General features: G+C 60.0%; 11 protein-coding genes and 1 pseudogene. 4 read left to right on the top strand and 8 right to left on the bottom strand.

Annotated elements, in window-relative coordinates; all coding sequences use genetic code 11:
- The 6 genes from C9413_RS16995 to C9413_RS16970 all read right to left on the bottom strand — a co-directional run.
- A partial coding sequence (locus C9413_RS16995; RefSeq protein ID WP_246703769.1) for a PBP1A family penicillin-binding protein occupies nucleotides 1-2,271 on the bottom strand: 2,271 nt, incomplete at its 3' end.
- Between the two features lie 505 nt (nucleotides 2,272-2,776).
- A complete protein-coding gene (locus C9413_RS16990) occupies nucleotides 2,777-3,625 on the bottom strand; it encodes a sugar phosphate isomerase/epimerase family protein (RefSeq protein ID WP_040115528.1) in 849 nt (282 codons plus the stop codon).
- 4 nt (nucleotides 3,626-3,629) lie between these two features.
- A complete protein-coding gene (locus C9413_RS16985; protein ID WP_040115527.1) occupies nucleotides 3,630-4,625 on the bottom strand; it encodes an ABC transporter permease in 996 nt (331 codons plus the stop codon).
- Nucleotides 4,622-5,623 carry an ABC transporter permease gene (locus C9413_RS16980; RefSeq protein ID WP_040115526.1) on the bottom strand — a complete coding sequence of 334 codons (1,002 nt, stop codon included), beginning with the start codon at nucleotides 5,621-5,623 and terminating at the stop codon, nucleotides 4,622-4,624. Before C9413_RS16980 ends, C9413_RS16985 begins: the two co-directional genes overlap by 4 nt.
- On the bottom strand, nucleotides 5,616-7,127 hold the full coding sequence (locus C9413_RS16975; RefSeq protein WP_040115525.1) for a sugar ABC transporter ATP-binding protein: 1,512 nt from the start codon (nucleotides 7,125-7,127) through the stop codon (nucleotides 5,616-5,618). The genes C9413_RS16980 and C9413_RS16975 overlap by 8 nt, the downstream gene beginning before the upstream one ends.
- A 94-nt stretch (nucleotides 7,128-7,221) precedes the next feature.
- A complete protein-coding gene (locus tag C9413_RS16970) occupies nucleotides 7,222-8,205 on the bottom strand; it encodes an autoinducer 2 ABC transporter substrate-binding protein (protein ID WP_040115524.1) in 984 nt (327 codons plus the stop codon).
- A gap of 261 nt (nucleotides 8,206-8,466) precedes the next feature.
- On the opposite strand from C9413_RS16970, the gene C9413_RS16965 reads away from it, so the two are divergent.
- Nucleotides 8,467-9,525 carry a LacI family DNA-binding transcriptional regulator gene (locus C9413_RS16965; RefSeq protein WP_040115523.1) on the top strand — a complete coding sequence of 353 codons (1,059 nt, stop codon included), beginning with the start codon at nucleotides 8,467-8,469 and terminating at the stop codon, nucleotides 9,523-9,525.
- A gap of 58 nt (nucleotides 9,526-9,583) precedes the next feature.
- Nucleotides 9,584-9,784: pseudogene (locus C9413_RS33395) on the top strand (hypothetical protein); the annotation flags it as partial.
- 46 nt (nucleotides 9,785-9,830) lie between these two features.
- Here C9413_RS33395 and C9413_RS33390 read toward each other — a convergent pair.
- On the bottom strand, nucleotides 9,831-10,061 hold the full coding sequence (locus C9413_RS33390) for a hypothetical protein (protein ID WP_040116581.1): 231 nt from the start codon (nucleotides 10,059-10,061) through the stop codon (nucleotides 9,831-9,833).
- A gap of 231 nt (nucleotides 10,062-10,292) precedes the next feature.
- Between C9413_RS33390 and C9413_RS33385 the strand changes: the two genes are divergently transcribed.
- Nucleotides 10,293-10,616 (top strand): DUF6665 family protein, encoded by a 324-nt coding sequence (locus C9413_RS33385; protein ID WP_040116580.1) that lies wholly within the window; start codon nucleotides 10,293-10,295, stop codon nucleotides 10,614-10,616.
- Nucleotides 10,617-10,857: 241 nt separating this feature from the next.
- On the opposite strand, the gene C9413_RS16960 is transcribed toward C9413_RS33385, so the two are convergent.
- Entirely contained in the window at nucleotides 10,858-11,631 is a 774-nt protein-coding gene (locus C9413_RS16960; RefSeq protein ID WP_040115522.1) for a TIGR01458 family HAD-type hydrolase, read from the bottom strand.
- A 453-nt stretch (nucleotides 11,632-12,084) separates the two neighbouring features.
- On the opposite strand from C9413_RS16960, the gene C9413_RS16955 reads away from it, so the two are divergent.
- The coding region (locus C9413_RS16955; protein ID WP_170250669.1) for a polyphosphate kinase 2 at nucleotides 12,085-12,764 on the top strand (680 nt) is incomplete at its 3' end.

The raw sequence follows: 12,764 nt of genomic DNA, 5'->3' as shown, positions 1-12,764 counted from the left end.
GGCGGTGATGTTGCAGGACGGTGCGGCATTCTCTTCGCTTGTCATCATTCCTGTATCCGGATCGATCTGCGGAGCAGGCTCAGCCATCGCCGCCTGCATGAATTCCCGCCAGATGCGAGCCGGAAGTGCGCCTCCGGTGACCCCCTTCATCGGCGCGTCATCGTCGTTCCCGACCCAGACACCGGCGACCAGGGCGTCCGTGAAGCCGACGAACCAGGCGTCGCGGTTGTCCTGACTGGTACCTGTCTTGCCGGCCGCAAACATGCCAGGATCGGCGTCGCGGCCAGTCCCACGCTCAACGACCAACTGCAGTAACGCCAGAAGGTCCGGCTGATACGGAGAGAGATCAATAGCCGCCGGCACTTGCGCACCCACGCGGAAGCCTCTGGGCTGGCCAGATGCCTGAAATTCGATAATACCCCACGGCTCGACGGGCGACTTTCCAAGCCGTACCGATGCGTAGGCGCCGGTCAGATCGAGCAAACTCACCTCCGAAGCGCCAAGCGACAAGGCAGGTGCCGTCGTCAGGGCAGCGTTTATGCCGAGCTCCTTGGCTGCCGCGGCGACACTGTCCAGTCCCACCTCCTGGGCAAGGGCTGCGGTGGCGGCATTCAATGAGCGAGCAAAAGCCTCCGCCAGCGTAACCCAGCCGCGGTAACCACCCCCAAAATTTTGGGGCGACCATCCGTTTAACTCAATGGGCCCGTCGAGGACCTGATCCGACAGAGAAAGGCCTTTTTTCAACGCAGCATAATAAACGAACAACTTGAATGTGGAGCCGGGCTGACGCATGGCTGTGACGGCACGGTTGAACTGGCTGGTCTTGTAGTCGTGTCCGCCGACCATGGCGACAACCGCGCCATCGGGCGTCATGGCGACCATCGCCGCCTGCGATGCGCCGCGAGCCTTTCCCTCTTCATCAAGCGCGTGTCTCACCACCCGTTCGGCGATTTCCTGCAGGCGCGGTACCAACGTCGTGCGCACTGTCGTCGAGCCGGGAGAGGAGCCCGCGATCTCGCTCGCTTGTGGCGAAATCCAATCGGCGAACCAGCTGCCGGAGCGCGGCGTCGGTGTCGTCGGGTGCAGTTCGGCAAATTCATTCTTGGCGGCGTCGGCTTCTTGCGGCGTAAGCTTGCCGTTGGCGGCCATCGCGTCGAGCACTGTTGCCGTGCGTTGGCGTGCACCCTCGAAATTGTCGATCGGGTTCAACTGGCTCGGAGCCTTCAGCAGGCCTGCCAGCATCGCCGATTCTGGAATATCGAGCGCACCGATATCCTTGTTGAAATAGATCCGTGCCGCTGCAGGCATTCCCGTAGCGCCGGAACCGAGGTAGACCGAGTTCAGGTACCGCGTCAGGATCTCCTGCTTGCCGAGCTTCCATTCCAGCCAGAACGCGATCACCAGTTCCTGGATCTTTCGCTTCAGCGTTCGGTCGCTTTCGAGATACTGCAGCTTGATCAGCTGCTGCGTGATCGTGCTTCCCCCCTGGACAACCGAGCCTGCCTGAAAGTTCCGTATTAGTGCGCGCGCAATGCCTTTCAGGTCGATGCCGTGGTGATCCATGAACCGGCGGTCCTCGATTGAAAGGACTGCATCCACGAGGTGAGGGGGGAATTGTTCGTACCCTGCATAGGGTCCCTGATAGGGGCCCTGCCGAACAAGAGGTTCGCCGTCCGCCGTTTCCAATACAATGACGGGCTTCATGGAACCATCGGCAATCTCTTGCCACGGCACATCCTTCAACGCCCAAGTCAGAACGGAGGCCACGATCAGCAAGCCCAGCAAAGGAAGGAGCGCGACGAGCCCTTTCCATGACCGCAATTTCAGAGGACGGGCCTTCTTTATGCCGGTCATTCCGGCTCTCATGGCTTTGGAAGAAAGCGATGCAAAAGCCGCCGACAGCCGCCGAAACTTCTCATTGGGCGTTCGAGTGCCAGACGTCTGTTGTCTTTTCTCGATGGTTCCGATGCCCTTTCTCATCCACAAAGGGCTGCTTTGCAAAATCGCACGGAAATCATGACGGAGCGCGGCCCTCAGGTCATGAATGGCGCGTGCGCTTTGAGCAAAGGGCGAGGAAGGGTTCACAGCCTCTTTGGATTGTTTCAGCGGTGATGAAGATCCCGATGGTCCCTCGTGAGCCCCAGTTTCTTCTTCCGCGCCTTCAGCTGGAAATCCTTCGCTCTTCGGCAGCTGCACAGATTCGGCGGCAGTGCGATCACCAATCTGATTTGAGCTACCAGTTTGTTTTGAGGAGTCTGCGGTGCTTGCCATTTCTTACCGGCTGGTTGATTTGAAGCAATTAGCGCGCAATGGAGCGGAGGAAAGAACAACTTTGGCACTGCTGTCGCACGTCTTTTCGAATAGAGGTCCACTTGGGAAAATTGATGAGTGAATATTCTCACATCCGAAGCCAGCCTTTTCATGGCAACGCAATATCAAGTCATCAGCGCGCGTGAGCGGCGTTCGCCCGTCCGGCGTCGGCATCCGGTATGACGATAGCAGCATGGTGCGGATCCATCTCCACCAGCCGTCCACCTTCATCGCGAAGGACCAGCTCCCAATCTGGAAGTTCCTTCCGTTCTGTCGGCCCAGATCGTGCCGGCGCCAGGGTTCCCGACCGGACCGGGTTCGGGAGGCTCAGCGTTTAGAGAGGATTACCTGGGTCCAACACGACATCGGCGTGACGTCCGTCTTGCCCCAGTCAAGGTTTGCAACCGCCCGGTCGGTCATAATCCTTTCTGCCTTTTGCGCCCTGTGCGCCGCACGTCCTGCGGCCTCAGATCAGGCCATATTGTCTCGCCTTATTGCGCAGAAAGGGCAGGCCGTTGCCCATCACCTCTGCCTCGTCCCTGGCGACAGGACGCCAGACTGCGAGACCGTAGGCGACTTCCGCTGGCATGTTGATGAAACTCTCCATAGCAAGGCCGCCTTTGAACCCAATGGCCGCAAGTGCTGTATATATCTCGTCCCAAGGGACGTTTCCGTAGCCGGGCGTGCCACGGTCGCTTTCAGACAGGTGGATATATTTTAGATGTTCGCGCGCCTCGAGGATGCCCGTGGCAGCGCCCTTCTCCTCGATGTTCATGTGATAGGTGTCGAGATGCACGAAGATATTGTCGGCGCCGACGCGCTCGATCATCTCGACTGCTTGCCTTGCGGTATTTATCAAATGGTTTTCATAGCGGTTCACCGCCTCGACGCCGAGCTCGATGCTGCGGGACTTGGCGTGCTTGGCGGCGGCCGTCAGCGCGCGGGCGATATTGTCGTACTCTTTCTCCGTCGGCGGCACACCAGTACGCTCGCCAATGCCGCCGAAGATGACGCCTGATAGCGCCAATGCGCCCATGTCGGCCGCTTTGTCGATCGCGACCTTCAGATACTCGATTGCCGCCTCCGGCCGCACCGACGCCCAGGCGTGCTCGGGCAGCCCGAGCGAGCAGACGGCCGGCAGGCTGTGCTTTTCGAGAAGCGCGCGGGTGTGTGGCGCATCGACGGCGGGTGCGTTGAGGAGCGCAATTTCGATGAAGTCCATCTTGTAGGACACCGCAGCTGCGATCGCCTTTTCGGCGCCTGCCTTGTCCCAGTTCATTGTCCACATGCTGGTATGTACGCCGAAGCCTTGCATCGTCTCATTCCTTTCTGCGCAGAACGGTTCTGAAGTGACCGGCAAGCCAGCGCAGCATCATGACGCCGACGAGCAGGATACCCCACACGGCCGTCGCCAGATGCTGGTTGGCGCCGAGAAGATTGAGCCCGGACGAAAAGAGCTGGAGTACCACCAGCGCTGCGAAGACCGGGATCACGCGGCCGAAGCCGCCGAAGGGATTTACCCCGCCAAGGAAACAGGCGAGAACGGTGATGAGCAGGTAGGACTCACCGTGGCCGACGCGCACCGAGTTGAAGCGTGCCAGCATGATGATACCGGCGACGGCACACATCGCGCCCGACAGCGTATAGACAAGGACGATGACCCTGCGTGTGTTCACGCCGGAATAGCGCGCCGCCTCGATGTTGGAGCCGATCATGTAGGTGTTGAAGCCAAGCCTGGTGCGCGAAAGCAGCACATGCCAGAGCGCGACGCACAGGATGAAGATGAGGAGCGGCAGCGGAATCCCCACCACAGAGCCATGGCCGAACGGTCGCAGGAAGGCCGGAAAGCCCGACACGTCCCCGCCGCGGGTCAAGAACTCGCCGAGCCCGCGCAGGAAGATCATCATCGACAGCGAGACAAGGATCGGGTGAGCCTTCGTATAGGCAATGACAAGACCCATGACGACGCCGCTTGCCGCACCTGCGGCAAGCGCAAGCGCCACGCCGAGCAGAAAGGATCCCGGTCCAGCGTCTACGCCGCCGTTGGCCTGCAGCGTCCAAGCCACGGTGAGGCCTGCGATGTTGGCGGTGAAGGTGATGGCGAGGTTGAGCCCTCCCGTCAGGATCGGCAGCAGCATGGCAAGAGTAAGAAGGCCGAGCTCCGGAAGCTGGAAGGCAACGGATCCGAAGGTGGCCCGCGACAGGAACTGCGGCGAAGCGAGGCCGAAGATCACGACCACCAGCACGAAGGCGACGACCGATCCCGCGATTTCCGATCCCAGGAGGTTGCGAGTCCGCCGGACAAGCGTCGTCATCTGCGCCTCCGCTCGGTCTTCAGGATAGGAAGCAGCTTGTCGATCCGGGAATTCGAGAGTGTGATCGCCACGAGAATGATGGCGCCGATAATCATCTTGAACGCGAAGGGTGAAACGCCCATCAGGTTGAGGCCGTTCTGGGTGATCGAGATCAGCAGCACGCCGAGCACGCAGCCGAGCACTGAGCCCTTGCCGCCACCGAGGCGGGCGCCGCCGAGGACGGCCGCGGCAAGCACATCCAGCTCGCGGCCGTAGAGCGCATTTGGCACGACTTCCTGGGCATAGTGTGCTTGGATCAATCCGCCAATCCCGGCCATGAGCCCCAACCAGCCGAAGGCGATGAACTGCATGGCGCCGATCGAGATTCCGAAGCGGCGCGCCCCCTCGGGATTGTCGCCAAAGGCATAAAGCTGGCGCCCGGTCGTCGTGTGGCGGATCAGGAACCAGGTCGCCGCAACGCAGATTGCCATGACAAGGACCGGAAGGCGGATTTCGGCCCAGCTGCCGTCAGCCATCTCCCGTTCGTAGAGGATGATCCGCTCCGTCCACCAGTCGGGCAGCGTGTAGATTGATACGCCGCGGGTGAAGAACATCAAAAGACCGAAGTAAATATTGAAGGTGGCGATCGTAACGACGATCGAGATGATCTTGAACCGGTGGATGATGAAAGCGTTGAAGGCGCCGAGCAGCGTGCCGATGCCGCCGGCGATCAGCAGCCCGCTTGCCCAGCCTCCGCCACCGACCTGGCCGAGGATGAGAGCGGTCACGTACTGCACGACCGAGGCGGCCACCGCAAACGAGATGTCTATGCCACCCGCGATCAATACGACGAGCAGACCGACTGCGAAGATGATGTTGACTGAACTGATGTTCAAAAGGTCGAAGGCATTGCCGAGCGTAAAGAAACGCGGCGTGGCGAAGGCAAGAAACGCGGCGATCAGAACAATGACGGCGAGCAGGCAGATCTCCGTCGCATGGGTGCGGAAGAGCCTACGCATAGACGGCAGCCTCCATGTCCCTAAGCGATGTCGCGCGCGGATCGTATTCGCCGGCGATCTCCCCCTGCGCCATGTGCAGCACCCGGTCGGCGTTGAAGTAGACCTCGGGCACCTCGTCGGAGATGAGGATGATGGAAAGCCCGCTTTGCGCAAGCCGTGCCACGATGTCGAAGATACCGGCGCGCGCACCGACGTCGACGCCGACCGTAGGTGCGTCGAGGATCAGCAGCTTAGGGTCGGTCGCCAACCATTTTGCGATGGCAATACGCTGCTGGTTGCCGCCCGACAGAGTCGAAATGGCATCCTGCTGCAGCCCAATCTTTATACCAAGATCGGAAATCCAGCGGGCTGCAAGACCGTGCTTCTTACGCTCCGAAATGAATCCGTGGGACAGAATTTTGCGCAGGGAGGAAATCACCAGGTTGTCGGCAATCGATTGCGGCTGGATGAGCCCAAGCGACAGGCGGTCTTCGGAGAGATAGGCAATGCCGGCAGCGATCGCATCCCGATTGGAGGAAAAGCGCACGGGCTTGCCATCAAGCCTGATGGTGCCGCGATCGGGACGGCGCATACCGAAGAGCGTCAGTGCCAGTTCCGTGCGGCCGGCACCCAGCAGACCGGTGATGCCGAGCGTCTCGCCGCGGCGGACGGAAAAGGAGATATTCCTAAACTCACCGCGTCGTGTCAGCCCCTCAACCGCAATGACAGGCGCAGCCCCATCATGCGATTGGGCGCGCACGGCGTGGTCGAAAATCTTGCCGGTCATGAGTTCGGAGATGCGCGACTGCGTCATGCCTTCGGCCGGATAGACGCCGACAAGCCCGCCGTCGCGCAGCACGGTGATACGGTGCGATATTTCCAGCACCTCGGCCAGTCGGTGGCTGACGAAGACGACGGCGACGCCCGAGGCGGAAAGATTACGGACGATCTCAAGCAGATGGTCGGTTTCTGACTGCGTCAGCGAAGCAGTAGGCTCGTCCATGAAGACGACCTTTGCCTCGCCGACCAAGGCTCGTGCGATCGCCACGATCTGCCGCTGGGCGACCGCATATTCGCGCAGCGGCAGATCGACGTCGAGGGTAACGCCGAGGCGCGCCAACACACGTTCGGCGGTGTCGCGCATGGCCTTGTGGTCGACCCGGCGCGGGCGATGGCCGAGGACAGTGTGGAAAGCGATGTTTTCTGCCACCGACATTTCCGGGAAGAGCGCGAGATCCTGCCAGATCACTTGAATGCCGGAGGCTTGCGCTGTGACTGGCGACATATGCGTATAGCGCTGTCCGTCATATTCGATTGCAGCACCGGCCTGCGGGCGATAGACCCCGGTGATGACCTTGATGAGGGTACTCTTGCCGGAGCCGTTTTCACCGGCGAGGCAATGCACCTCGCCCGGCCGCACCTCGAAGGAGACGTCGCGGAGCGCGCGCACACCGCCGAAGGTCATGTTGATGTTCTTCATCGACAACAGAGGTCGTTGGACGTCTGCGCCAGTTGGAGATTCCATATCGCGCCTGCCGTAATGGTCCGCCGGCCATGCTCGCAGTCCACCGAGCCAGCCGCAGCCAGCCCGGCGGTCTGGGAGGTGCCTTCGAAAGGTTTTAGAGGCCCATGGCCGCGAGTTCGTCGACCGTATCCTTGTTGATGGTCACGAGCTGGTCGACGATAATATCATTTCCGGTCGGATTGATCTTCCCAAGGCCTTCGATCTCGTCACCCGCCTTGATCTCCTCGCCCTTCATGAGCTTGTCGGCGAGCGTCACGAAGACTTCGCCGGCCTGTTTCGGATTCCACATGAATCCGCCGGAAATCGCGTCGGCTTTAATAAGTTTCTGGCCCTGGCCCGGTGAGAAGGGGCCGAGTACGAAGATCTCGCCAACCTTGCGGCGCTCTTCCACGGCACGGCCGGCGCCGATCGGCCCCTGGCTGCCGAAGGCGAGGAAGCCTTTGAGGTCGGGATTGGCCGAAATCAGATCGAGCGCAGTCGACCGGCTCTTGTCGGCATCTTCAGCAACGCCGTAGCGCTCGCCGACCACTTCCATCTCCGGATATTTCTCTTTGAGATAGGCAATCGCCGCATCGGCCCAGGCATTGTGCAGCGGCACGGTGAGCGAGCCGACGAAGACTGCATATTTGCCCTTGCCGCCCATCTTCTTTGCAAGAAGCTCGGCATGCGCTTCGCCGAAGCCGTTGGCCGAGGCGAGTTCGAAATTCCAATCCGCGCCCTTTTGACCGGGTGATTCATGCGTGATGACGATAATGCCGTTTTCCTTGGCCTTGGTGAGAACCGGCTCCAGCACTTTCGCATCGTTGGGCACGACGCCGATCACCTTGACGCCCTGGGCGATGAGATCCTCGATGGCGCGCACCTGCAGCGCCGGGTCGGCACTGGTCGGGCCAATCATGAAGGCATCGATACCGAGCGCGGCTCCCTTCTCCTTAATGCCGGCCTCCATCGCATTGAACCACGGGATGCCGCCGATCTTGACGACGACACCGACCTTACCGGGCTCCTGCGCCAAGGCGCCCAAAGCGGCTGCCAGCGACAGCGAAGCCGCGAATGCGGCGACAAGCAATTTCCTCATTTTGTTCCTCCTCCATCGTTTCGAGATGGGCACAGGGCCTGCTGAAGACCGCCGGCCTCCCGTTGCAAGTAACTGGCGAAGAATGTGAATTCCCGCCTCCCTTCGAAGCCGCCTCCTCAAGCGGCACTAGGTTGCACAATCGATATTTCTCTTTGCACAATCGATAGTGCAAAGACTATCGGTCAGAGTTATACTTTCGTCAAGCGGAAACGCCTTTCGCCGCTTCGAAATCGGCACTAAGGAAAATCCGAGGGTTTTTGAATGAAGAACGCCATGAGGAAGAAGGCGACGATCTACGATCTGTCGGTGCTGTCGGGCAGCTCGCCCTCGACAGTCAGCGCCGTGCTGAACGGCACTTGGCGCAAGCGCCGCATCAAGGAAGCGACCGCCGCACTGATCCGCGAACTTGCAGAGAAGTACCAGTATACAGCAAATCGCCAGGCCCAGGGACTACGCAGTTCCCGGTCCGGCCTTGTGGGTCTGCTGCTGCCGGTCCACGACAATCGCTACTTTTCTTCCATGGCCCAGACTTTTGAGGCGCACGTGCGCAGCAAGGGCCAGTGCCCCATCGTCGTCAGCGCCAGCCGCGATCCCCAGGAAGAGCGCGAAACGGCAGCGACGCTCATTTCCTATTCGATCGATGAGCTCTTCATCTGCGGCGCGACCGATCCAGACGGCGTACACGAGGTCTGCGAGAAAGCGGGGCTGAAGCACATCAACATCGATCTTCCAGGCAGCAAGGTTCCCTCCGTCATCAGCGATAACTACGAGGGCGCGCGGATGCTGACAGAAGCGATCATCCGCCAATTCCCGGCAGATAAGCCCCTTGCACCCGAAGAGCTCTACCTCTTCGGCGGCCGCAATGACCATGCGAGCCACGAGCGCATCCGCGGCTTTCGCGCCGTCAAACGCGACCTGCTCGCAGGCGATCCCGATATTTGCATTCAAACAACGGGCTATTCGCCAAACAACACGCGCCTGGCCTTCGAAGCGTTCTACGAGCGGGAAGGCCGGCTGCCGCGCGCTCTCTTCGTTAATTCATCCATCAACTTCGAAGGTTTCCTCCGTTTCATGGCTGGTCATCCGCACGAGACCTTCTCCGACATGGTAGTCGGCTGCTACGACTACGATCCCTTCGCCTCTTTCCTGCCCTTTCCCGTGATCATGATAAGGCAGGATATCGAGAGCATGCTGGCAAAGGCGTTCGAGGTCATGGAAGAGCCGCGTCCTGCACCAACCGTTCACATGATCCGGCCGGAACTTATCAAACCCCGCACGGCGCTGGCCGGCCCGCTCGACGCATTGAAGGACATCGACTGAACGGGCCTTGGCCTTTGGCGTGTGGCCGGCGTCACGGCCACCTTTGCCGGTTTATGGTGCCGTCGGCCTGCTCTTCTTATCGATTTTTCCGGCCGTTACCGCCATTCTGCCAGGCTGGTGGGGCAGCTGCGGATGGTTCTTCCGTATCGGTGGAGCCATTCAGCATGCTCAGGATCGACGCGCCGGAAACCGGCTTTTGCCACCTGACTTGCCACTACTGCGCCCACTCACTTCACCGCGCGCGCTTTCCTTGCCATGATTGCCTTGCAACGTGTGGCCGTTCACCATGCCGATCGACAAACGCACTAGGTGAATGCGACCAGCAATAGGAACGCTGCTCCGGCCGCGATCAAACCCATACCCAGCCAGTTCCTCGTCAATCCCAGAAATCGAACCCCTTGGCTTCTAGGTTCCAGTGTCCGCCCGCTAAGGGATGATTGGTGAGGGTCGCTGAGAGGCCGTCGGCCGAGAGCCTCCCGACACAGGAGGAGTATGCCGCATATGATGAAAATAGCGCCAATCGAGATTGTCCACACAGTCTCCTCCTCTTGATCTCGCCTCATGAAGTACCAAACTTCCGTGGGGCATAACTGTTCCTCTTTGCGCTTCCGAGCATCAATCCGCTGCCGCCGCTCGGAGCTGACGAAGTCAGGGCTGGCGGCAGTCGGCGATTGGCCAAGGTCGTGTTGCTCGCTCGATCAGGAGGATATCAGAACCGTCGCAAGCTGACGGCAGAGCTTGCCCATCGCAATATGGAAAGGCACCTCGTGAGCTTCAGACCACCACGATCGTTCTCGGATCGGCCGAATTCCGCATTCAGCCCTTTGGAATACGAACTTGCCTCGGAGCGAGCCGATGCACTTGGTCGCCAAGGCCGCAAAGTCGAGGCAGCACTTGCAAAACTTGCCGCCTCGACAAAGAGCGATAATCGCACCGCTGATCGAGAAGGCCTCTTGAATGACGCCTCGGAGGCTGTTTGGGCATTGTTCATTCAGCGGGAGATCTGCGGACTCCGCAACGACCGGGACCTCGTCACACGCTATGGGATTCCTGGCGAGGTGCTTGCGAGGGTCGGGGCCATACGGCGATGAACTCATCAGGCTGCCCTCTATTCGACTGCAAAAGACATGTGCGTTCGCAGCACGCGACCGTCATTGCTGGAAAATATAGAGTGTCAGGGAAGCGCAAAGACCAACCATGGGCGCTGCGCAGAACTCGGCTGCAGGAAGTCGTCAATGAAACCACGCAAGGGCGGACCTCCCATGCCCATACAGGAAGCTTCAGCTGACGTCGCTCAGCGGCTGCCGCGGCGATGTATCGCCACGGCCTCCATTAAATATTGCGGGCCGCGAGAATCCAGTCTGCCGCTGCAGAGATATCGTCGACCGTTACAGTTGGCGAAGGCTGAAATCGTGTGTCGTCCCCGCGACGATACTTGCCTGTACGGACGAGCACTGCTTTGGAAAGTCCGGCCTGCAAGGCACCCGCGACGTCCGTTTCCGCGTCGTCGCCCACCATGACGGCCTTTGCTTTCGGACAGTTCATGCTGGCGAGCGCGGACAGGAAGAATTCGGGCGACGGCTTTCCCAGGATAGTGGCACGCCTCTGACTTGCGAACTCCAGCGCCGCGATAAATGCGCCCGCGTCGAGACTGAGTTTACCGTCAACATCCTGGAACGTCCGGTTTGGCGCGAGCCCCAGGAATTCCGCGCCCGTGACCAGCTCGCGAAATGCGGCATTCAGGGTCTGGTAATCGAAAGCCTCGCCGGCGTCGCCGACAACAAGAGCCTTCTGTGGCCCTCCTGCCAGGTCGTGGAAATCCAGCGCAAGATCGGGATGAACCAACAGGTATGGCGATCGATCGTGCTTATCGAGCCACTCGCGCGCGGCTTGCGCCGGGGTGAAGAGCTCATCGCTTGTGGCGTAAAGTCCAAGTCCTGCAAGTCGCTGCAAGAGCGCCTGCTTGTTCGAGCGTGTCGTATTGCTCACGAACCGGATGAGTAGGCCGGCTTCGCGCAAGCGCGCAACAGCATCGGTAGCGCCCGGTATGACTTCCTCGCCGTCATAGATAACGCCAGCGAGATCCAGAAGTACTCCGCTGATCATGGACGGAGAATGAACGTCGAAGCATCATGCGTCAAATTTAGGAATTCGCCGGAGATCTTATCGCGAATCCGTGGGCCGCAAGGAAGTCGCCGACCGGCCACTCAAACCACTGACTTTCGCGACCGACTTGCGCGTGCCGCCTCGTGGCCGACGGTGATATTTGCGTTCTATTTGCGGTAAGGGAAAACGCACGGAATGACGCGAGGATCGTCGTCTTTAAGGCACAGCGCGCTATCCTGACGCGTTCTTCACGCACGCCTGTATTTTGCTATATCGAGCTCATCAAGCGCACGGTCCTTCGAAGAGTTCGAGCTCTCCCGCAACGTATTACCTGGTGTAATCGCTCCGTCATGCTGCAGGAGGGGATGGCGCTACTATGGCTTCAAAATGCCGTCATGCTGGCATGAGATAAATGGCGATGCGTGGCATGATGGGGGCACATCGGAGAGAGATATGGGTACGTCAAAGGATGATCTCGATAAACCAGACTGGCTGGAAGCCGAATTGGCCGATACGCTCGACGAGGACTACGAACTCGAGCTCTCCGAACCGGCGCTGTCGGAAGAAATCCGCAAGATCTATCGCACGTCGCATCCGCCCCCGATGCCGCGTGTCGATTACTTCCGCGCTCTTCTGGCGCTGCAGGCCGAGCTGATCAAATTGCAGGACTGGGTCTCCTATCACAGGGAGAAGGTCGTCGTGATCTTCGAGGGACGCGACTCGGCCGGCAAGGGCGGCGTGATCAAGCGCATCACGCAGCGGCTCAACCCTCGCGTGGTGAGAGTGGTCGCGCTGCCGGCTCCTTCGGACCGCGAGAAAACCCAATGGTATTTCCAGCGTTACGTGCCACATCTGCCGGCCGGTGGCGAGATCGTGCTGTTCGATCGGTCCTGGTATAATCGGTCCGGCGTTGAGCGCGTCATGGGTTTTGCGACCGAAGACGAGGTGGAACAATTCTTCAACGATGTGCCCGAATTCGAGCGCATGCTGGTGCGCTCCGGCATCCGGCTGGTCAAATACTGGTTCTCGATCACTGACGAGGAACAGCAGATGCGTTTTTTGATGCGCATTCACGATCCCCTGAAGCTATGGAAGCTGTCGCCGATGGACTTGCAATCGCGCGTACGCTGGGA

The sequence above is a fragment of the Rhizobium sp. SEMIA 4085 genome, assembly GCF_013004495.1.
Taxonomy (GTDB): domain Bacteria; phylum Pseudomonadota; class Alphaproteobacteria; order Rhizobiales; family Rhizobiaceae; genus Rhizobium; species Rhizobium gallicum.
Note: the sequence above shows the minus strand (reverse complement) of the source record. Positions and strands in the feature narration are given on the sequence as shown.